We start from the raw sequence: 20,370 nt of genomic DNA on the forward strand, positions 1-20,370 counted from the left end.
AACAATTTTATTATTGATAATTATATTATCAAAAATAAAAAATCTTAAATAATAGTACATTTTAAGGAATTTTGTGTACACATCTAAAAATTTTTATGAAATTTTTATACAAAGATTAGTATTTAAATTATTGCATTAAAATTTTAAATTTTACATGTAAATTTTAAAAAAGAGAAGATTATGATTATAGAAACAAATCAAGCTTGTGATTTAGTCATTTTTGGTGCAAAAGGAGATTTAACAAAAAGAAAACTATTACCTGCTTTATATAAGTTAGAAAAATCTAAAAAAATACATGAACATACACGCATAATTGCTACTGGTCGTGCTGATTGGAATACACAAAAATATATAAAAATAGCAGAAAAAGAAATAAAATATTTTTTAAATGAAGAAATTAATATTTTTATTTGGAAAAAACTTAGTTCTCGTATATTTTTTTGTAATATTGATGTCTATAAACCATTAGATTTTTTTAGATTAAAAAAAATATTAAATGAAAAAAAAAATATAATTGTTTATTATTGTGCAGTACCTCCAAATACATTAGATTCTATTTTTATAGGTTTGGGTAATGCGAATTTAAATATGATTCCATCACGTATAGTTTTAGAAAAACCATTAGGAATTTGTTTAAAAACATCTAAACAAATTAACGATCAACTTTCTAAATATTTTCTAGAATCACAAATTTTTCGTATTGATCATTATCTCGGAAAAGAATCAATACTCAATCTTCTTGCTTTACGATTTGCTAATTCATTTTTTTTCTACAATTGGAGCAATGAAACAATTGATCATATTCAAATTACTGTATCTGAAGAAGTAGGAATTGAAGATCGATGGAATTATTTTGATACGATGGGTCAAATGAGAGACATGGTACAAAACCATCTTTTGCAAATATTAACAATACTTACAATGGATCAACCAAAAGACATTACTTCTGAAAGTATTCGGCATGAAAAAGTAAAAATACTACGAACTCTGAGTCCTATTAATATTAGTAATATAAATAAATACACTGTTCGAGGACAATATTGTTCAGGATTTGTTAAAGGTGAAAAAGTACCTGCTTACTCAGAAGAAAATGGTGCAAATAAAAACAGTCAAACTGAAACTTTTGTTGCTATAAAAGTCAATCTCAATAATAATAAATGGTCTGGTATTCCAATTTATCTAAGGACAGGAAAACGTTTAGCACATAAATATTCTGAAATAGTAGTTTTTTTTAAGAAAAACCCTATAAATTTATTTAAAAATTCTCAATCAGAATTATTACAAAATAAATTAATTATACGTTTAGAACCAAACGCGAATATTAAATTCGATTTTATACATAAAATACCAGGATTAGAACAAGAATATAAATTAGAAAGTTCTCAAATGAAATCTAATTATTTTCATCAAAAATATTCTAAAAATATAATTGATGCTTATGAAAGATTATTATTTGAAAGCATTAGAGGTATACAATCTTTGTTTGTATGTCGAGATGAAGTGGAAGAAGCATGGAAATGGATAGATCCCATTATAGAGGGATGGAAAAATACTGAAAATAATCCTCCTCAATTATATATGTCTGGAACTTGGGGTCCTAAAAATTCAGATTTATTACTCGCTCATGACAATCGTTATTGGCATGAATTTAATTAAAAAAAATCTTAAAAAATTTATCTATCTTGACTTAATTAAGATAATTATGATAGCTTAAAAATTAATTTTTTAATATTTTTATAAATAAAAAACTTATATATTTTAAGATAAAAAAATATTTAATTTTACATTGATGCAAAATACCCATTTTGCTAATCGAGGAAGATAATATCTTATGATGCGTATTATTCTTTTCTTATTAACTAATTTAGCAGTTATGTTAATATTTAGTCTGATTCTTATCTTGACAGGTATTCAGTCTGATAATATTTACGGTTTATTAATCATGTCAAGTTTATTTGGTTTCAGTGGTTCTATTTTATCGTTAATTCTCTCAAAATGGATTGCATTGCGGTCAGTGAATGGTGAAATTTTAACTCACCCTCGAAATGAAATAGAAACTTGGCTTATTAATACAGTTCGGAAGCAATCTATTCAAAAAGGTATCATTATGCCTCAAATCGCAGTGTATCATGCAACTGATATTAATGCATTTGCAACTGGTGCACGTCGCAATGCTGCCTTAATTGCTATTTCAACAGGATTGTTAGAAAATATGACTCGTCATGAAGCAGAAGCGGTAATTGCTCATGAAATTAGTCATATTGCAAATGGTGATATGATTACTATGACTTTAGTTCAAGGTGTCGTTAATACCTTCGTAATTTTTATATCTCGTATTCTTTCACAAGTTATAAGTAGTGTTCTATCAAGTAATCGAAATGAAAATAATACGGAAACAAAAAATCCATTTGCATATTTTTTAATTTCTACATTTTTAGAATTAACTTTTGGTATTTTAGCTAGTATTATTACAATGTGGTTTTCTAGACATCGTGAATTTTATGCTGATGCTAGTTCTGCAAAAATGGTAGGACGTGAAAAGATGATTTCTGCTCTTAATCGTTTAAAAACAAGTCATGAACCTCAAGAATCTGATAGTATGATTGCATTTTGTATAAACGGAAAATCTAACTCTTTTTTAAGTTTGTTTGCATCCCATCCTTCTTTAGATAAAAGAATACAAGCGTTACATAATAAAGAATATATGTAGTAAAAACACACTTTTTCTTAATAGAAATATATTTTCTTATTTCTATTAAGAAAATTTACAGTTGAAAATATAAAACTATTTTAAAAGCAATTTAAACTTGCTTTTATCATAAAAAAATGATATTTTATCAAAATATCGTGCTTTTTATTATTAATTAAATTTTTAGGTAAAATAAGTTACAATTCTGTTTATGCATAGAATATTAAATTTAAAAAAGTTTAGAGTAAAGACGTTGATACAGCTTCTCTTGCCAAATCTTAAATTCATGCGGCATACAGTGATGTTTCTTTTTTCTACATAAATTAAGCAATAAGACTGATAAATATTCTTAAGGAAGTTACGCAATGGCTAAGATCAAAGGTCAAGTTAAGTGGTTCAACGAATCTAAAGGTTTTGGTTTTATTACACCATCAGATGGAAGTAAAGATGTTTTTGTTCATTTTTCTTCTATTCAAGGTAATGGATTTAAAACATTAACCGAAGGGCAAAATGTTGAATTCGAAATTCAAGATGGACAAAAAGGCCCTGCCGCAGTAAATGTTTTCTCTATATAAAAAACACAAAAAGCATTAACAAGAAAATTTTTTAAAAGCCCTCTGTTAAAAAATCAGAGGACTTCGTTTTTTAAATATTAAAAAATCATAAAATTTTTTTATTAAAACACTTATTTTTAACCTCTAAAAAATCTATTATTTTATTATAATTTTAAATAAATACTAACTCACAAATTAATTCTTCAAAATATATTCATTCACATGACCTGTTTTTATCAAAAATATTTTTAATCTTCTAGATATAATAAATCGATACATCCTATTCTTTATGGAGTTTTTCTGATGGAGTTTTTTTTAGACCCGTCAACTTGGGCCGGCTTATTAACACTAGTTATACTAGAAGTAGTATTAGGAATAGATAATCTGATATTTGTAGCAATTTTATCAGAAAAATTACCTCCTAATCAAAGAGATAAAGCACGTTTAATCGGTTTGGGATTAGCTCTAATAATGCGTTTAGCATTATTATCATTAATATCTTGGATTGTTACACTTAATTCTCCTATTATTCATAATAAGTTTTTTTCTTTATCAATACGTGATGTGATTCTTTTAGTTGGTGGTTTTTTTTTATTATTTAAAACTACAATGGAATTACATGAAAGATTAGAAAATAATCATCATGAAAATTCAGAAAATAAGAATTATGCAGGTTTTTGGGCTGTAGTCATTCAAATAGTTGTTTTAGATGCAGTCTTTTCTTTAGATGCCATAATAACAGCTGTAGGGATGGTTAATCAATTATTGATCATGATGATAGCAGTTGTAATAGCAACTCTTCTAATGTTATTAGCATCTAAAGCATTAACCAATTTTATCAACGTGCACCAAACAGTAGTGGTACTATGTCTTAGTTTTTTATTGATGATTGGTTTTAGTTTAGTTACAGAAGCATTAAGGTTTTGTATTCCAAAAGGATATTTATATGCTGCAATAGGATTTTCAATTTTAATCGAAATTTTTAATCAAATAGCACGCCATAATTTTATGAAAAATCAATCTAGAAGACCTATGCGACAAAGAGCTGCTGAAACTATCCTACGTTTAATGGTAGGAGAACAAAACAAAAAAAAACAAACAAAAAAAATAGTAAATGATAATAAAAAAACTGCTTCCATTGACGCTTCAAAAGAAATGGAAACGTTTAAAGAGGAAGAACGATACATGATCAATGGTGTCCTTACATTAGCTGGACGATCTATTAGAAGTATTATGACTCCACGAAGCAATATTTCTTGGGTCAATACAGAAAAAAATACTGATGAAATTCGAATGCAGTTATTGGATACACCACACAGTTTGTTTCCAGTATGTAAAGGAGAATTAGATGAAATAATAGGTATTGTACGTGCTAAAGAATTATTAGTAGCTATTGAAAAAAAAATAGATGTATCTACTTTTTCAAGTAAAATCTTACCAATTATTATACCAGATACACTTGATCCAATTAATCTTCTTGGTGTACTGCGTCGCGCTCAAGGTAGTTTTGTAATTGTTAGTAATGAATTTGGAGTAGTTCAAGGATTAATTACTCCCTTAGATGTTTTGGAAGCTATAGCAGGAGAATTTCCAGATGCTGATGAAACACCCGATATTATCAAAGAAAATAATAGCTGGTTAGTAAAGGGTGAGACTGATTTACATTCATTACAACAATTGCTTAATACTGAAGAACTTATTAAAGAAAATAATTACGCCTCTTTAGGAGGTTTATTGATTGCTCAAAAGGGTCAATTGCCCCTTCCTGGGGAAATAATTTATATTTATCCTTTTCATTTTCATATTGTTAAGGCAACAGAATATCGTATTGATTTAGTAAGAATCATTAGAAATCAAGATGAAAACCAAGAAACGTCTCATATAATGTAGGAATAATTAAAAATTATATACTTTTTTTAAAATAAAAAAATTAATTTTTTGAGAAAAACATGTCTAATATAATCTTAGCAATTGATAGTTCAATTGATTGCTGTTCAGTTGCTATATATAAAAATAAATATATTTATTCTCTATCAGAGAAATGCGAAAAAAAGCACACCAAACAAATATTACCTATAATTCAAAAGATATTGTTTCAAACACAAACAGAATTTAAAGAATTAGATTATGTTTGTTTTTCTAAAGGACCTGGAAATTTTACAAGTATACGTATTGCGGCAAGTGTTGCACAAAGTTTATCACTCAGTTTAAATATCCCTATAATAAGTATTTCCACTTTAGCAATTATGGCCGAAAAAGCATGGCGTAAATATCAAAAAAAACAAATAATAGTTGCAATAAATGCAAAAAAAAAAGAAATATATTGGGCTAAATATATAAGAAATAAGGAATCTATTTGGATAGGAGAACACACTGAATGTTTAATGGAAAAAAAATTAATTATACATGAAATAAACAATCTAAAAGATGAATGGACTCTTGTAGGCAATGCATTTCAATTAATTAAATTTGAAAATATTTTATATATAAACAAGACGAAAATTTTTTTTCCTAACGCAAAAGATATAATTCCATTTGCTTTGTTAAGAATAAAAAATAAAAAATTGTTCTTTTCTAAAGAGAATAGTGTTAACTATTTATATAATAAATTTTAGAAAAAAAGTTTTCATTCAAATAATATAAAAAAACAATCAATGCTGAAATATTTAGTATACTTCAGTATTGATTGAACTAAATTAGCAAAAAGTTATGAAATACAAATTCAATATATTAATATTAATTTTTTTAAAAAAATATGTTGTAGTTTAAAAAATTTAATCAGGCAAAATAATATTTAATTCTAATATAGAAATATCCTGATTTTTTTGGTCTAACTGAACAGTTACCATATTTGGTTCTATATTTACATATTTACAAATTACAGATAATATTTCACGTTTTAATTGTGGGAAATAATCTGGTTCATCATTATATCTTCTTTGTTCTGCAATAATGATTTGCAATCTCTCTTTTGCAACATTAGCAGTATTTTTTTTCCGGGATAAAAAGAAATCTAACAAGGCCATACCTATCTCCCGAATAAACGTTGTAAAAAACTTTTTTTTTCTTCTTCAATGAAACGAAATCGCTGTTTTTCACCTAATAATCGATTTACAGTATCACTGTAAGCATGTCCTGCTCTTGAATTGATATCTAATATTATAGATTCACCTTGATTAGATGCACGAAGAACAGATCCGTCTTCAGGTATTACGCCTATTATAGGTATTTGAAGAATATCTAAAACATCTGTCATACTTAACATTTCCCCTTTTTTAACGCGTCTAGGATTATAACGTGTTAATAAAAGATGTTCTTTTATGGGAGTTATATTTTGTTCTGCTCTCTTTGATTTAGATGCAATTATTCCTAAGATTCGATCGGAATCTCGTACTGAAGAAACTTCGGGATTAGTAGTAATAATAGCTTCATCTGCAAAATATATTGCTAAAATAGCACCAGTTTCAATTCCAGCTGGTGAATCACAAATAATAAAATCAAATTCCATTTCTATTAGTTCTGTTAAAACTTTTTCGACTCCTATTCGCGTCAAAGCATCTTTATCACGTGTTTGTGATGCAGGAAGTATAAATAAATTGCTTATTTTTTTATCTTTAATAACAGCTTGATTAAGTGTTGCATCACCTTGAATAACATTGATAAAATCATATACTACTCTACGTTCACATCCCATGATTAAATCTAAATTTCTTAATCCTATATCAAAGTCTATAACAATCGTTTTCTTACCTTTCTTTGCTAAACCGGTTGCAATAGCTGCGCTTGAAGTAGTTTTACCTACACCTCCCTTCCCTGAAGTTACTACAATGATCCGTGCCATATAAAAATGTCCTTAAAAAAACACACTTAACTGAGAGAATTGATAGTTAAAAATTTATTTTTTAAGTAAATTTGAGCTGATTTTCCAATAAATTCTGATGGTATCTGGTCTGACAGCCAATATTCACCAGATATAGAAACTAATTCAGCAAATAATCCTGTGCAAAATATTTTTCTTGATGTATCTCCACTAGCACCTGCAAGAACTCTTCCCCGAACTATACCATAAATATGAATATTTCCATCCGCTACTAATTCAGCTCCCGCGCTGACATTATTAATAACTATTAAATCAGCATGTTTAGCATAAATTTTTTGACCTGAACGTACAGGTATATCAATAATATGAGTTTTTTCTACTTTATTAAAAATTTCTTTTTTTTTATTTTTTGTAGAATTAATAAAAAAATTACCAACAAAATTAGATTCATTCTTTTTTCTTTCTGATAAAATAGGCAATCCTGAATCGATGATATTTTTTTTTAATATATTATCTTGGCAACCACTTACACCTACAACAAAAAAACCATGAGAAACTATAATTTCTTGTATTTTCCTCCAATTTACTGTATTGCATAATTTGGAAACATTAACAATAACAGGTGCATTCTTGAAAAATTTTGGACATTCTTGAGTTTTTTTATATAATGATTGATTAATTAAATCTATATTTTGATTATTTAAATACAATACTAATAATGTGAAATTATTACTTTTAAGTTCGATATATTTTTTTTGCATATTTATTGCTCAATAATATTGACTTATATGCACATAAAATTTATATGTCAACATAAATTTTATTTTTATATTTCATAAAAATTAATAAAATTTTATGAAATTATAGTATAAATACTATATGATAACAATTTCTATTTTTATATTAAAAAGAAATATTATTAAATCAATAATATTGATATTTATTAAACTTTATAAGGAAAAGTATTATTTTGTCACTATCTAAAAATAGTCAACTTATACTACGTCATAGTAAAATATTTCAAACAAAAAAAGTTTTTTTTTCAGGAAATATACAAGATGAATTTCCCCTACATTTAGATACTGTTAGCACAAAAATAAACATTCAAAGATATAATGATTATATTAATTTAAAAAAAAAAATATTAAAAACATCAAGGTTTATAATAATATACTAGTTTCTAAAGAAATGATTAAAAACTGTAACACAATAATTTATTATTGGCCTAAAGATAAATCTGAGGCAAAATTTCAATTGATGAATATTATTTCATATTTTTCTATCAAAACTGAAATTTTTATTGTAGGAAATAATTCTAGCGGAGTAAGAAGTGCTCCAGAAATTTTAAAAAAATGGATTACTTTATCTAAAGTAGATAATGCAAAACATTCTATTTTAATCTCAGGATTTATTCAAAATAAAACAGTTTTTATATTAGAAAATTTTTTTAAAACACATGTATGGAAAAACTTAATTATAAAATCATTACCAGGAGTGTTTGGTCATAAAAAAATAGATTCCGGTAGCAAACTTCTTGCTTCTACTTTTTCAAATCAGATAACTGGAAAAGTTTTAGATATTGGTTGTGGGACTGGTTTTTTATCAGCATCTCTACTATATTCTGCACCTAATACAATCTTAACATTAGTTGACAATAATTTATTTGCATTGAAATGTAGTCGTTCTACACTTAATTCTAATAAATTAAAAGGAGAAATCATATGTAGTGATTTATATTCGAATGTTTTTAAAAAATTTGATTTAATTATTTCTAATCCGCCTTTTCATTATGACTTAAAAATGAATGTGAATATAATAGAAAAAATAATACGTTGTTCAAAAAAATATTTAAAATTAAAAGGAGAATTAAGATTTGTAACAAATAGTTTTTTGAACTATGATAGTTTATTGCAAAAAAATTTTAAAAAATATTGTGTTCTAAAAAAGACAAATAGATATAAAGTTTATCAAGCTTTTTTATAAATTTATCATTTTTTTTATTACCCGGAGCGGGACTTGAACCCGCAAAGCTATAAAGCCGAGGGATTTTAAGTCCCTTGTGTCTACCAATTTCACCATCCGGGCCTAAAATTTTTAGAGGCGTATCCCGGAATCGAACCGGGTTATACGGATTTGCAATCCGCTACATATCCAATCTGTCAACACGCCTATAACCTTATTATAGAAAAAAAAAATAAAAATTACAAATAAAAAAAAAATTATTTTAAAAAATGTACTAAAAATAATTAATTAATATAAAATAAAATAAAATTACCTTTGCAATAAACAATATAATGATTTAATATAAAATTATTATCTTATTTTAAGTTATTTTTTACATACTTATATCGGAGAGGTGGCCGAGCGGTTTAAGGCAGCGGTCTTGAAAACCGCCGACGAGAAATCGTCCGAGAGTTCGAATCTCTCTCTCTCCGAAAATTAATACATTATAAAATTTTAATTAATTCAACTCTAAAAACTGAATATATTAAAAAATATTTATTGAATCTCAGATAATACTTCAATTTCTACACGACGATCCGGAGCTAAACAGGTAACTAGTAAAGGTCTATTTTCTATATCTTTACATACTTCATTAGTTAAAGGATACAAACTCCCCAAACCCTTAACAGTTATTTTGTCTCTAGAAAAACCTCGTGATGTTAAATAATTTTTAATACTATAAGCGCGATCTTCAGATAATTTTTGATTATAATTTTGATTACCTATTTTATCAGCATGTCCTAAAAGAATAATAGAAATATTTTTTAGTTTCATGTCTTTTATATTATCATCTAACTTATTAAGTTTGTCATAAGCGATTGGTTTTAATTCGGTACTATTAAAAGGAAAATTGATATTTTCATTTAATACACTATATTGTGAATTAAATAATTCAGGATCATAAAATGAAAAAATATTACTTATTTTTGATGGCCCAAATTTCCATCCAATAGATAGAATTGCATCTCCTAGAGACGGTTTAATAGATGAATTTAATATATTTTTAACGCTATTTTTCCAATTGTAATCTAATCTAGTAATAAATTTTTCATTAAAGATATACTCAGCACCTAAAGAAACACTAGGAAATAATGGGGTTTTTTTGCTAAAAAAATTTTTTAAACTATTTTGAGAAGCAAGATCATCCCATAAAACTACTCCGCCTAATCTAGTATAAAGATGAAAATTATCTGTTAATGGATATGATAACTTAGTTGTTAATTGAACACTATTAGACTGCATATGTTCTTTATTTTTTTGAAGCATATAATGAGGAAAAAAACCATTAGTATCATTTGCGATTTCAAAACCAAGATACGGATTAAATTCATATCCTAAAAATAATCCAATAATTGGTGCACTAAAATTTTCTGTTATAAAATCATCATCACTAACTTCAGAATTATTGACATCATATTTTAAGGGATTAAAGTGGGACCATCCCATTTTTGTGCCTAGATACCATCCATTTTTTTCTTCAGCTTGAACATAGGTAACTAAGCTTCCTAATAAAAATACGATAGCAAGAGCTCGTTTTTTCATTTGAAACTCCATTTTTTTAGATGAATTATAAGAAACATGAAATTTATATAATATTATATAATAAATATCATATTAATCATATATCAATCATGATATGTGAACGATATATGATCAATATAATATTACTATCCTTAAGAATTTTCATAAGAAAAATTTAATAAACGTATTCCAAAAACGTTTAACATCAATAAATATGTGATTCCAGATACTAAAAAAACAAAAGACAAGCGAATGATTTTATTAAAAAATGAACCAACATTCCAAAGTGGCATCATATATAATGTGAAAAATAAAATTAACATCATTACTAACGTTGATAAAATTACGTAAATGATAAAAATTAATTCACTATATTTAAAATATATAATTCTTCTTTTGTATAATTCCCAATAAAGTAACAAAAAATTTATCCACCCCGATATACTTAAAGATAAAGAAAGACCAGCATGTTGAAAATAGAAAATAAAAATTGGATTCATTAGTTGAGTTAAAAAAAGCGTGAGTAATGAAATCTTCATAGGAAAATTTATTTCTTCACAAGCATAAAAAGAAGAAGATAAAACTTTTACCAAAATAAAAGAAACTAAACCAAAAGCATATAATTTTAATACCTTTTCTGTCATTAAAACATCAAAATTTGTAAATTTACCATATTGAAACAAAACTATAATTATTGGTTTAGCAAGAAAAAATAGCATTACTGAACTTGGTAAAGATAAAATTAAACTAATACGAAAGCCCCAATTAAGCAATTTTTTATATTCTGATAGTGTTCTATTTTTATAATTTTTAGATAAAGACGTAAATAAAATAGTACTTAATGATACGCCTAATATACCTACTGGAAATTCTACTAATCGATCAGCATAATATATCCAAGATATTGAACCAGAATTAAGTAATGAACTAAAAATAGTGTTAATAACTAAAGAAATTTGATTGGCAGAAGCTCCTAAAATAGCAGGCCCTATTTTTCTCAAAGTTCTTAAAAGACCCCTATTATTCCAATTAAAACTTGGTAAAACTAACATATTTATTCTATATAAGAACGGAAATTGATAAAAGACTTGAATAAAACCACCTATAATAACTGCCCATGCTAAAGAAATAATCGAAGGATGAAAATAAGAACTAAAAAACATAGAAAAAATAATAATGCTTATATTTAAAAAAATTGGAGAAAATGCAGGAATAGAAAAATAATTCCAACTATTTAATACAGATGAAAATAACGAAGATAAAGAAACTAATAAAATATAAGGAAACATTATTGTTAATAAATTTGACGATAATATTAGTTTTTCAGGTGAATTTACAAAACCTGGAGCACTCATTCTAATTATAAACTGAGAAAAAAATATCCCTAAAATAGTTAGTACAAACAAAAAAAAGATCATAAAACCAAATGTAGAAGAAATAAAAACCTTTATATCTTTCTCGTTTTTATTAGTTTTGTATTCCATTAAAACAGGTATAAAGGCTTGAGAAAACGTGCTATCAGAAAAAATACGACGTAATAAATTAGGGATTTTAAAAGATATAAAAAAAGCATCGGTAAAAATAGAGGCACCAAAGATACTAGCAATTAAAATATCTCGAATAAAACCTAACACACGAGAGACAAAAGTCATCAAACTCACTGATATTAAAGATTTTATAAGATTCATAGAAAACTAACCTACTAACCATAAAAAAATTTTGCACTCTTTTAATCTTTTAAAATAAAGAGATTAAAAATTAAATTGAATTGTTTCAATTACTTAACCAACATTAAAATATATAAATTACAAAAATCAACTTAATAAGTTATTAATAAAAATTTTTTATATAAAATATGTATTTAGAAAAATAAATTAAATAAACGTTAAAATAATCTGATTAAAACAGTTTAAAAAAAACTAATTAATATTTAAAATGAGCTAAATAATTATAACCATATAAAAAAAGACAATGTCTAAATTTATAAAAAAGATAAAAATTAAAAAACCTGATGATTGGCATGTTCATTTAAGAGATGATGATATTTTAAAAAAAGTTATTAAATATACTGGTAAATTTTATAAAAGAGCTATTATTATGCCTAATCTTGATGATCCTATTACAAATTGTTTAAAAAGCATTGCTTATCGTGATAAAATTTTAAAATCAATGCATGTAAATTATAAATTTCAACCACTAATGACTTGTTATTTAACTAATTTTACAAAACCTAAAGAATTAGAATTTGGTTTTTCTAAGAAAATATTTATAGCAGCTAAATATTATCCTAATTTCTGTACAACTAATTCCAAAACAGGCATAAAAAAAATTAGTAACATTACTTCTGTTCTAGAATGTATGGAAAATATAGGAATGCCATTATTAATTCATGGTGAAGAGATCAATCAAAATATTGATATATATGATAGAGAAGCAAAGTTTATCGAAACAACACTAGATCCCTTACGAAAAAAATTTCCAAAGTTAAAGATAGTTTTAGAACATATTACTACTAAAGAATCTGTCGAGTATATTAAAAAAAATGATTTCAATTATTTAGCAGCAACTATCACCCCACATCATTTAATGCTAAACCGGAACGATATGTTTTCTGGTGGAATTCAACCATATCTTTATTGTTTACCAATTTTAAAAAAAAATATACATCAAAAAGCATTAAGAGAAGCTATATCTAACGGAGATAAGCATTTTTTTTTAGGAAGTGATACAGCACCACATCTTCATAAAAATAAAATTAATGTTCTTGGATGTGCTGGTATATTTAATGCTCCATCGTCTCTATTATCTTATGTTAAAGTTTTTGAAGAAATGAATGCTTTGAAACATTTGCAGTCTTTTTGTTCTGAAAATGGTCCTAAATTTTACAATATGCCCATTAATAAAGAAACTATAACAATAGTTAAAAAGCCATATAAGATCATGAAAAATATCAAAGTTGGAAGAGACACAATTGTTCCATTTTTATCAGGTGAAACTTTAAATTGGTCTCTTGAAAATAAATACTAATCCAGTATTTTTATACTAAATTTTTAGATCACCCTTGAAATCATAAGTAATTGCTTTGTTATGGGTTGCAAACAATTCTAAAAAATATTGATTTAAAAACAGTTTTTTATTAATAAGAATTTTGTTTTTAAGGTTGAATTCTCTCAATAAAAAAAGTTTTTCTATAATTTTATTCCAAGAATTATTTAATTCTTTAACATTTTTATAAGGTGCAAATATACTATATTTTTTTTCAAGAGATAATCTATCTTCATTTAAAATGACAAATTTTTTAAATAACATTGTTTTTTTTTCAATTGGCTTCAAAATAGTATTTATATTATTGCAAGTTTCAGGATTTAATAAAATATTATATTCTTCCTGCAGTATAAATTCTAAAGAAATTGAAATGTTTTTTATTTCCGTTATTGTTTTTATTAATTTTTTCATTTTGAATATAAACTACTATATACATATATATAACATACTTACATAAACATGAAATTACATCAACAAAAAAAACATTTTTTTATACGGATACTAAGACTTCACCATTTTCATTAATAACACCATGAATAATTTTTCCAGTTTTAGTTTTAACACGTATAATATCGTTTTTAGCACCATTGCTTAATGATTTTGCTTGAGAAGAAATCATGAAGTTTTTATCATTGATAATCACAGTAACTTGCTGATTAACTGTAACCAACCAAAATGGTCGTGTCATAAAAGATGTTATTGGTTGTAATGGAACAAAGTCATGTAAATTTATTCTATTTATGACATCTTTCTTTTTTCGATATGTATTGTTAGGTAACATATCTAAACGTCCTATTAAAATTTTTAAATCTGATTCTGTTATTTTAGTACCCCTAGGAATCGGTCTATTTGCTACAATATATTCACCTTCAACTTGAACTTCTACTTGTAGATAATAACGTTCTTGATTACAAGTCAAAAGGACGTCAATCAAACCAAAAGTATGAATATTTCTTAAAAGAGAAAAAACAGGTTTTTTACAATAAATATTTTTTTTTAATGGAGTACGTATTATTATATTGATATTATCTTTATTAAAGGGATATTCCTTTTTAAAAAAAATGTTTAATTGTTTGTTTAAGTCGAAAAAATTAAATTTTTGTACATTTGAACTGGCAGAATTAACTGTAAAAGATATAAATAATAAAAAAAAATAAATCATCATCTTCATTATTATCATTCTTTTCCTTAATTTATGTTCATTAAATGATTTATAAATGTAGAATTTTAAGAACATTTTCTTGATAGAAAATGTTTAATAAAGGTATAATATGAATATATTTATATTTTTAAAATTTTTTATTTTTAATTTTATTAAAATTTTTCATAAAAAAATAGATATTCCGAAAAAAACAAAATAAGATGTTATTTATTTGTAACGATATTTTCTTTAAAATAATTTATCATATGTAAAATTAAAGGATAAAAACATGTTTGATAAAATAAATCAAATTTTTGATTTTAATCAAAAAGCATTAAGCCTTTATTCTAAAAGACAAGAAATATTATCCGCCAATATTGCTAACTCTGATACACCTGGATATAAATCAATAGATATTAATTTTAAAAACGAACTAAAAAAAATGCTAAACAAAAAAAATGTAAAAAATACAAGCATTTTTTTAAAAAAAACGTCTCCTTACCATTTAGATGCAAAAAACAAAAACGTTTTTTTATTAAAAACTATTCCTGTCATTACTCATCAAATGAAGGAAGACGGTAACACAGTAAATATGGATAGAGAAAGAATTGAATTCATAAATAATAGTTTGAAATATCAATCAAGTTTAGTATTCATGAAAAATGAAATTAAAAATATGATGCATGTTTTAAAAGGATAATATAGATTATGTCTCTGCTAAACATATTTAGTATTGCAGGTTCAGCAATGACTGCGCAGTCACAAAAAATAAATGTAATTGCTAGTAACTTAGCTAATATGGATAGTACAATATATAAAAATGGAAAATTTTACCCATATGTTGCAAAAAAAGTTATTTTTGAATTGGATGCATTGAAAAATTCAAAAATAGGTGGAGTAAAAATATCTGGTATAGTAGATGATCCTAGTCCTATGAAGTTGATATACGATCCAAATAATCCATTAGCTGATAATAAAGGATATTTTGTAACATCAAATGTAAATCCTATTACAGAAATGGTAAATAATATCTCGGCAGCAAGAAGTTATCAGGCTAACATAGAAGTATTAAAGACAGCTAAAACTATGATCATAAAAACATTAACAATCGGTGAATAAGGAAAAAAAAATGAGCGTTATTAATATTCATTCACCAACAAATTTTATTGAAAAAGATCATAATAACTTACCAAGTAACACTGATTCATTAAATTTACAAAAAAACTTTTTAACCTTATTAGTTGCACAAATTAAAAATCAAGATCCTACTAATCCTATTAAAAATTCTGATTTAACATCACAATTAGCTCAAATTAATACAACAAATGGAATTGAGAAACTAAATAATATTGCACTTCAATTTGCGAACCAAATGAGCAAAAATCAAAGTATTTATTTGTCTTCATTAATTGGGCGTCATCTTATAATACCTAATAAAAAAATAATACACACTAAAGATACTGAAACAAAATTTGGAATACAATTGTTTGAAAATGCGACTTTAGTGAAAATAAAAATTACAGACGAAAAAAATAAAGTTTTACATGTAAAAGAAATAAAAGATATAAAATCTGGCATATATACTTTCGTATGGGATGGAAAAGATTTAGATAATAAAAATGTAATGACTGGAAAATATAATATATCAGTGATAGCTAAAAACCAAGATAAGGATGTTCCCGTTAAAAGTTTAAGTGAAGTTGTAGTTAATAGTATTATTATGTCTGCTAATGATCCTATTATCGATTTAGGAGACGCAGGAAAAACAACAGCTTCAAATATTTGTGAAATTCTTAAATAAAATAATGTTTTCTTTAAAACAAAGAACAGGAGTAAATTTATGCCTACTATGGGAGCTGTAAGCGGCTTATTAGTTAACAATGACTATATGAATATTATATCAAATAATATTGCTAATGCATCTACTATAGGATACAAATCTAGTAGACCTATTTTTTTTGATATGTTCACTCATTCATTTTATTCAAATGTTGGTAAAGGATATGGTGTAGGGATTTCAAATATTGTACAGAACTTTAACAACGGAATGTTAGTTGAAACTGGTAGAGATTTAGATTTAGGGATTGCAAAAGACGGATTTTTTCGTGTTTTAGATAACCAGGGTAATGTACATTATACAAGAGATGGTCAATTTTCGATCGATAAAAATGAGAACATTATTAATACGCAAGGAATGTATCTAACTGGAAGAAATAAATCTTGTTCACAAAATACTTGCGATAGTAAATTTAATTTAGAACCTATTAATTTACGCAACGCTCGTATACTAAAAAAAAAATCTACTTCTGAAATAAAATTAACAGCCGTTTTAAACGGTAATTCTGATACAATTACAAATACAGATGGTTTTGATAATAAATTATCTAAATCAGAAAACGCTGTCACTTATATTGATATATATAATAAACAGGGTGAAAAAGAACAAATTAAAATTTCTTTTAGTAAAAAAGAAAAAAACAAATGGAACGTTAATGTAGAATCAGAAAATTCTAATAATCCAAAAAGCATAAGTGATAATTTTGATTTAACATTCAATTCTAATGGTGAATTAACTTCTAATACAAGTTTAAACATTCAGTCTAAAAACCCTGAAAAATATGAGAATATCACTCTTAATTTAGCTGGTACTACAGAACAATTTAATACTCATAATTCTTTTGAAAACACTTCTCAAAATGGATATCCTCAAGGTTCTCTACAAACATTTAATGTTTTTCCAAATGGTGATATTATTGCAATTTATTCAAATCAGAAAGAGCAAACAGTAGGTCAAATACTATTATCAAAATTTATTAACCCTGAAAAATTAAAACCTGAAAGTGGTAATCTATGGTCTGCTACTTTAGAATCAGGTGAAGAAGTGATAGGAACAGCTGGTGATCAAGGATTCGGAAATCTACATGATAAAATGTTGGAAACATCAAACGTAGATTTAAATAAAGAACTAATAAACATGATCATCGCACAACGTAATTATCAATCAAATGCTCAATCTTTTAAAATGGAAGATAAAATAATTAACACATTAATAAATTTGCGATAATCTATATAAATAGGATTGAAGAATATAATGGAGAACGCGGTATATAAATCTATGATTGCTGCTAATCAATTATTAGAAAAACAAACTGTTATTGCTAATAATCTAGCAAATATTTCAACTACTGGTTTTAAAGAGAAGTTTATTTGTGCAATACAAAACCAGAATATAAAAAATTTATATAATAATTATAATACAATTATAAAAGAATATCATAATCTTTCTTCAGGAATATTAAATCACACAAGAAGAAATTTGGATGTATTTATTAAAAATGACGGTTGGTTAACAGTCAAAGACCTTGATGGTCAAGAAGCATACACCAAAAATGGTCATTTAAAAATTAGTTCAAACAAAAAACTAACTATTCAAGGCAATGAAGTAGTAGGAAATAATTGCAATATAGAAATACCAAATAATATCACTTTAAAAATTTTATCTAATGGAATAATTACATCAACAATAAAAAAAAATAAGCATATTATTGAAAATAAAATAGGGTCATTAAAATTAGTACGTATTCCTTCACAAGATCTTATTCAAAAAGAAAATGGATTATTTTACATAAGAAAAAATTATGACTCACTTAATAAATATCATCAAACTATAAATCATAATAATGAAATACGTATACAATCAGGCATGTTAGAAGAAAGCAATGTGAACGCTTCTCAAAATATGATAGAAATGATATCGAATGCTAGACAGTTTGAAATGCAAATGAAAATGATATCTATGTGCGATCAAAACGCAGAATATGCAAATCATCTAATCAATATTAACAATTGATAATAAACAGGATAAAAATATGATTGCTTCTTTATGGATTTCTAAAACTGGTCTTGATGCCCAACAAATTAATATGAATGTTATTTCTAATAACTTAGCTAACGTTAGCACGAATGGATTTAAACGATCTAGAGCAGTTTTTGAAGATTTAATGTATCAAACAATTCGAGAAGCAGGAACGAATTCATCACTCGAAACAAATTTGCCATCAGGATTACAGTTAGGAACTGGAGTAAGACCTGTTTCTACTGAAAGAATTCATAGTCAGGGTAATCTTTCGAAAACAGAAGCTGAAAAAGATATAGCTATTCACGGTTCAGGATTTTTTCAAGTACAATTACCCGACGGAAATATGGGATATACGAGAGATGGATGTTTTCAATTAGATCAAAATGGTCAATTAGTAACGAATAGTGGCTTTCCTGTTGTACCTGAAATTAATATTCCGCCTAATTCCACAAATATTAATATAGCAAGAGATGGTCTTATTAGTGCTACTGTTCAAGGACAAACACAACCTATTTTAGTTGGTCAATTAAATCTAATCACCTTTGTTAATGATGCTGGATTAGAAAGTTTAGGTGAAAATTTATATCAAGAAACTCAAGCATCAGGAGTTCCTATTGATACTGTTCCAGGTTTAAATGGTTCAGGATTATTATGTCAAGGGTATATTGAAACTTCTAATGTTAATGTGGCTGAAGAATTAGTTAATATGATTCAAACACAAAGAGCCTATGAAATTAACAGTAAATCTATTAGTACATCAGATCAAATGTTACAAAAACTATCACAATTGTAATAATTGAATTTTATAATATGTTCATAAAAATATTTTCGAGAAAATTTTATATACTAAACGTCTATTATTAAAGGTAACTTTTTCGTGATAAAGTTATTTATTAGTCAAATAAAATATTATTTAATGGCTATTTTTTTATTAACAATTCAGAGTTGTGCTAATGTTGAATACAAACCTTTAGTAGAAGGCAATACAACTGCCGTAGCACCTAATATATGGCCAAAAGTAATTAATGGTTCTTTGTTTCAAGAAAAAATACCTCTAAATTATGGATATCAACCATTATTTGAAGATCATCGTCCACATAATATTGGAGATACAATAACTGTTGTATTACAAGAAAATATCAGTGCTAGTAATAGTTCCGCTTCAGATATGAGTAGAAACGGAACTACTAACCTAGGAATAAAAATGACACCTGGACAATTGAATCCTATGTTAGATATTGATGTGAAAGATAATACAACAAGTTTAGATAGTACGGGAAGAAATAATTTTTCTGGAAAAGGTAGTAACTCAGCTAAAAACAAATTTACCGGGCTTATTACCGTTACTGTAAAAAAAGTATTTTCTAATGGAAATTTAAAAGTTGTTGGAGAAAAACAAGTTGCTATTAATGAAGGTACAGAGTTTATTCGTTTTTCAGGTGTAATAAATCCTAATAATATTAATAAAAACAATTTGATTGCATCCACTCATATTGCTGATGCACGTATTGAATATTTAAGTCATGGACGTATTAACGACATTCAAAAAATGGGTTGGTTGCAAAGATTTTTATTAAAAATTTCTCCTATATAAATGTATATTTTAAAATGGAATAATTTTAAAAAAACTATCAGGAAATTATATTTCTTCTAAATTTAATTAAATCTCATAAAGAATGTTGTTTATTCTTTATGAGAAAAAATTATTTTTTTAAAAACAACTAAAAATAAAGAAAG

General features: G+C 25.7%; 22 protein-coding genes and 3 tRNA genes. 16 read left to right on the forward strand and 9 right to left on the reverse strand.

The window, feature by feature from the left end:
- The first annotated feature begins 180 nt into the window (after window positions 1–180).
- From zwf to tsaB, 5 genes are all read left to right on the forward strand, one after another.
- Window positions 181–1,656 (forward strand): glucose-6-phosphate dehydrogenase, encoded by a 1,476-nt coding sequence (gene zwf / locus D9V72_RS01625; RefSeq protein ID WP_158354918.1) that lies wholly within the window; start codon window positions 181–183, stop codon window positions 1,654–1,656.
- A gap of 175 nt (window positions 1,657–1,831) precedes the next feature.
- Window positions 1,832–2,710 (forward strand): protease HtpX, encoded by an 879-nt coding sequence (gene htpX, locus D9V72_RS01630; RefSeq protein ID WP_158354920.1) that lies wholly within the window; start codon window positions 1,832–1,834, stop codon window positions 2,708–2,710.
- A 344-nt stretch (window positions 2,711–3,054) separates the two neighbouring features.
- Window positions 3,055–3,264: a cold shock-like protein CspC gene (cspC, locus tag D9V72_RS01635; protein WP_158340647.1), complete on the forward strand. Its 210-nt coding sequence runs from the start codon at window positions 3,055–3,057 to the stop codon at window positions 3,262–3,264.
- A gap of 282 nt (window positions 3,265–3,546) precedes the next feature.
- Window positions 3,547–5,133 (forward strand): TerC family protein, encoded by a 1,587-nt coding sequence (locus D9V72_RS01640; protein ID WP_158354922.1) that lies wholly within the window; start codon window positions 3,547–3,549, stop codon window positions 5,131–5,133.
- A 59-nt stretch (window positions 5,134–5,192) separates the two neighbouring features.
- A complete protein-coding gene (tsaB, locus tag D9V72_RS01645; RefSeq protein WP_158354924.1) occupies window positions 5,193–5,858 on the forward strand; it encodes a tRNA (adenosine(37)-N6)-threonylcarbamoyltransferase complex dimerization subunit type 1 TsaB in 666 nt (221 codons plus the stop codon).
- A 159-nt stretch (window positions 5,859–6,017) separates the two neighbouring features.
- On the opposite strand, the gene minE is transcribed toward tsaB, so the two are convergent.
- Genes minE through minC form a run of 3 tightly spaced genes read right to left on the reverse strand, consistent with a single transcriptional unit; the run spans window position 6,018 to window position 7,824 of the window.
- Window positions 6,018–6,269: a cell division topological specificity factor MinE gene (minE, locus tag D9V72_RS01650; RefSeq protein ID WP_158354925.1), complete on the reverse strand. Its 252-nt coding sequence runs from the start codon at window positions 6,267–6,269 to the stop codon at window positions 6,018–6,020.
- A 2-nt stretch (window positions 6,270–6,271) separates the two neighbouring features.
- Window positions 6,272–7,084, reverse strand: coding sequence for a septum site-determining protein MinD (gene minD, locus D9V72_RS01655; protein ID WP_158354928.1), 813 nt, complete (start codon window positions 7,082–7,084; stop codon window positions 6,272–6,274).
- A gap of 26 nt (window positions 7,085–7,110) precedes the next feature.
- Window positions 7,111–7,824 carry a septum site-determining protein MinC gene (minC, locus tag D9V72_RS01660; RefSeq protein ID WP_158354930.1) on the reverse strand — a complete coding sequence of 238 codons (714 nt, stop codon included), beginning with the start codon at window positions 7,822–7,824 and terminating at the stop codon, window positions 7,111–7,113.
- A gap of 209 nt (window positions 7,825–8,033) precedes the next feature.
- Between minC and D9V72_RS03185 the strand changes: the two genes are divergently transcribed.
- Together D9V72_RS03185 and rsmC are read left to right on the forward strand one after the other, a co-directional pair.
- Entirely contained in the window at window positions 8,034–8,240 is a 207-nt protein-coding gene (locus D9V72_RS03185) for a hypothetical protein (RefSeq protein ID WP_261979214.1), read from the forward strand.
- An 11-nt stretch (window positions 8,241–8,251) separates the two neighbouring features.
- Complete coding sequence (gene rsmC, locus D9V72_RS01665) at window positions 8,252–9,046, forward strand: 16S rRNA (guanine(1207)-N(2))-methyltransferase RsmC (RefSeq protein WP_261979215.1); 795 nt, start codon at window positions 8,252–8,254, stop codon at window positions 9,044–9,046.
- 18 nt (window positions 9,047–9,064) lie between these two features.
- Here rsmC and D9V72_RS01670 read toward each other — a convergent pair.
- Window positions 9,065–9,148 (reverse strand) — tRNA-Leu (locus D9V72_RS01670).
- Window positions 9,149–9,161: 13 nt separating this feature from the next.
- A tRNA-Cys gene (locus tag D9V72_RS01675) sits at window positions 9,162–9,232 on the reverse strand.
- Window positions 9,233–9,413: 181 nt separating this feature from the next.
- Here D9V72_RS01675 and D9V72_RS01680 point away from each other — a divergent pair.
- Window positions 9,414–9,498 (forward strand) — tRNA-Ser (locus tag D9V72_RS01680).
- 64 nt (window positions 9,499–9,562) lie between these two features.
- Here the strand turns inward: D9V72_RS01680 and D9V72_RS01685 are convergent.
- Window positions 9,563–10,609, reverse strand: coding sequence for an OmpA family protein (locus D9V72_RS01685; RefSeq protein ID WP_158354932.1), 1,047 nt, complete (start codon window positions 10,607–10,609; stop codon window positions 9,563–9,565).
- 131 nt (window positions 10,610–10,740) lie between these two features.
- A complete protein-coding gene (murJ, locus tag D9V72_RS01690) occupies window positions 10,741–12,276 on the reverse strand; it encodes a murein biosynthesis integral membrane protein MurJ (protein ID WP_158354934.1) in 1,536 nt (511 codons plus the stop codon).
- A gap of 283 nt (window positions 12,277–12,559) precedes the next feature.
- On the opposite strand from murJ, the gene pyrC reads away from it, so the two are divergent.
- Entirely contained in the window at window positions 12,560–13,615 is a 1,056-nt protein-coding gene (pyrC, locus tag D9V72_RS01695; RefSeq protein WP_158354936.1) for a dihydroorotase, read from the forward strand.
- Between the two features lie 15 nt (window positions 13,616–13,630).
- Here pyrC and flgN read toward each other — a convergent pair whose 3' ends face one another.
- Together flgN and flgA are read right to left on the reverse strand one after the other, a co-directional pair.
- Complete coding sequence (gene flgN, locus D9V72_RS01700; protein ID WP_158354937.1) at window positions 13,631–14,044, reverse strand: flagellar export chaperone FlgN; 414 nt, start codon at window positions 14,042–14,044, stop codon at window positions 13,631–13,633.
- Window positions 14,045–14,123: 79 nt separating this feature from the next.
- Window positions 14,124–14,804 (reverse strand): flagellar basal body P-ring formation chaperone FlgA, encoded by a 681-nt coding sequence (gene flgA, locus D9V72_RS01705; protein ID WP_158354938.1) that lies wholly within the window; start codon window positions 14,802–14,804, stop codon window positions 14,124–14,126.
- A gap of 259 nt (window positions 14,805–15,063) precedes the next feature.
- On the opposite strand from flgA, the gene flgB reads away from it, so the two are divergent.
- The 7 genes from flgB (at window position 15,064) to D9V72_RS01740 (ending at window position 20,227) form a co-directional block, all read left to right on the forward strand.
- Window positions 15,064–15,474: a flagellar basal body rod protein FlgB gene (flgB, locus tag D9V72_RS01710; RefSeq protein ID WP_158354939.1), complete on the forward strand. Its 411-nt coding sequence runs from the start codon at window positions 15,064–15,066 to the stop codon at window positions 15,472–15,474.
- A gap of 8 nt (window positions 15,475–15,482) precedes the next feature.
- A complete protein-coding gene (gene flgC, locus D9V72_RS01715) occupies window positions 15,483–15,893 on the forward strand; it encodes a flagellar basal body rod protein FlgC (protein WP_158354940.1) in 411 nt (136 codons plus the stop codon).
- Window positions 15,894–15,903: 10 nt separating this feature from the next.
- On the forward strand, window positions 15,904–16,575 hold the full coding sequence (locus tag D9V72_RS01720; protein ID WP_158354941.1) for a flagellar hook assembly protein FlgD: 672 nt from the start codon (window positions 15,904–15,906) through the stop codon (window positions 16,573–16,575).
- 39 nt (window positions 16,576–16,614) lie between these two features.
- Window positions 16,615–17,838 (forward strand): flagellar hook protein FlgE, encoded by a 1,224-nt coding sequence (locus tag D9V72_RS01725; protein WP_158354942.1) that lies wholly within the window; start codon window positions 16,615–16,617, stop codon window positions 17,836–17,838.
- 27 nt (window positions 17,839–17,865) lie between these two features.
- Window positions 17,866–18,624 (forward strand): flagellar basal-body rod protein FlgF, encoded by a 759-nt coding sequence (gene flgF, locus D9V72_RS01730; protein ID WP_158354943.1) that lies wholly within the window; start codon window positions 17,866–17,868, stop codon window positions 18,622–18,624.
- Window positions 18,625–18,643: 19 nt separating this feature from the next.
- On the forward strand, window positions 18,644–19,426 hold the full coding sequence (flgG, locus tag D9V72_RS01735) for a flagellar basal-body rod protein FlgG (protein WP_158354944.1): 783 nt from the start codon (window positions 18,644–18,646) through the stop codon (window positions 19,424–19,426).
- An 84-nt stretch (window positions 19,427–19,510) separates the two neighbouring features.
- The gene (locus D9V72_RS01740) at window positions 19,511–20,227 is read left to right on the forward strand and encodes a flagellar basal body L-ring protein FlgH (protein ID WP_158354946.1); all 717 of its coding nucleotides are present in this window, start codon (window positions 19,511–19,513) and stop codon (window positions 20,225–20,227) included.
- Window positions 20,228–20,370 lie beyond the last annotated feature (143 nt).

Source organism: Buchnera aphidicola (Macrosiphum gaurae), from assembly GCF_005080965.1.
GTDB lineage: Bacteria > Pseudomonadota > Gammaproteobacteria > Enterobacterales > Enterobacteriaceae > Buchnera > Buchnera aphidicola_S.

What these genes read in the sequence shown, in the direction of transcription:
- flgC (WP_158354940.1), top strand. Translation starts at nt 15,483, where the DNA reads ATGTCTCTGCTAAACATATTTAGTATTGCAGGTTCAGCAATGACTGCG.
- cspC (WP_158340647.1), top strand. Translation starts at nt 3,055, where the DNA reads ATGGCTAAGATCAAAGGTCAAGTTAAGTGGTTCAACGAATCTAAAGGT.
- flgA (WP_158354938.1), bottom strand. Translation starts at nt 14,804, where the DNA reads ATGAAGATGATGATTTATTTTTTTTTATTATTTATATCTTTTACAGTT.
- minC (WP_158354930.1), bottom strand. Translation starts at nt 7,824, where the DNA reads ATGCAAAAAAAATATATCGAACTTAAAAGTAATAATTTCACATTATTA.
- rsmC (WP_261979215.1), top strand. Translation starts at nt 8,252, where the DNA reads ATGATTAAAAACTGTAACACAATAATTTATTATTGGCCTAAAGATAAA.
- tsaB (WP_158354924.1), top strand. Translation starts at nt 5,193, where the DNA reads ATGTCTAATATAATCTTAGCAATTGATAGTTCAATTGATTGCTGTTCA.
- flgN (WP_158354937.1), bottom strand. Translation starts at nt 14,044, where the DNA reads ATGAAAAAATTAATAAAAACAATAACGGAAATAAAAAACATTTCAATT.
- D9V72_RS01720 (WP_158354941.1), top strand. Translation starts at nt 15,904, where the DNA reads ATGAGCGTTATTAATATTCATTCACCAACAAATTTTATTGAAAAAGAT.
- flgG (WP_158354944.1), top strand. Translation starts at nt 18,644, where the DNA reads ATGATTGCTTCTTTATGGATTTCTAAAACTGGTCTTGATGCCCAACAA.
- htpX (WP_158354920.1), top strand. Translation starts at nt 1,832, where the DNA reads ATGATGCGTATTATTCTTTTCTTATTAACTAATTTAGCAGTTATGTTA.
- pyrC (WP_158354936.1), top strand. Translation starts at nt 12,560, where the DNA reads ATGTCTAAATTTATAAAAAAGATAAAAATTAAAAAACCTGATGATTGG.
- D9V72_RS01685 (WP_158354932.1), bottom strand. Translation starts at nt 10,609, where the DNA reads ATGAAAAAACGAGCTCTTGCTATCGTATTTTTATTAGGAAGCTTAGTT.
- minE (WP_158354925.1), bottom strand. Translation starts at nt 6,269, where the DNA reads ATGGCCTTGTTAGATTTCTTTTTATCCCGGAAAAAAAATACTGCTAAT.
- zwf (WP_158354918.1), top strand. Translation starts at nt 181, where the DNA reads ATGATTATAGAAACAAATCAAGCTTGTGATTTAGTCATTTTTGGTGCA.
- flgB (WP_158354939.1), top strand. Translation starts at nt 15,064, where the DNA reads ATGTTTGATAAAATAAATCAAATTTTTGATTTTAATCAAAAAGCATTA.
- murJ (WP_158354934.1), bottom strand. Translation starts at nt 12,276, where the DNA reads ATGAATCTTATAAAATCTTTAATATCAGTGAGTTTGATGACTTTTGTC.
- flgF (WP_158354943.1), top strand. Translation starts at nt 17,866, where the DNA reads ATGGAGAACGCGGTATATAAATCTATGATTGCTGCTAATCAATTATTA.
- D9V72_RS01640 (WP_158354922.1), top strand. Translation starts at nt 3,547, where the DNA reads ATGGAGTTTTTTTTAGACCCGTCAACTTGGGCCGGCTTATTAACACTA.
- D9V72_RS01725 (WP_158354942.1), top strand. Translation starts at nt 16,615, where the DNA reads ATGCCTACTATGGGAGCTGTAAGCGGCTTATTAGTTAACAATGACTAT.
- minD (WP_158354928.1), bottom strand. Translation starts at nt 7,084, where the DNA reads ATGGCACGGATCATTGTAGTAACTTCAGGGAAGGGAGGTGTAGGTAAA.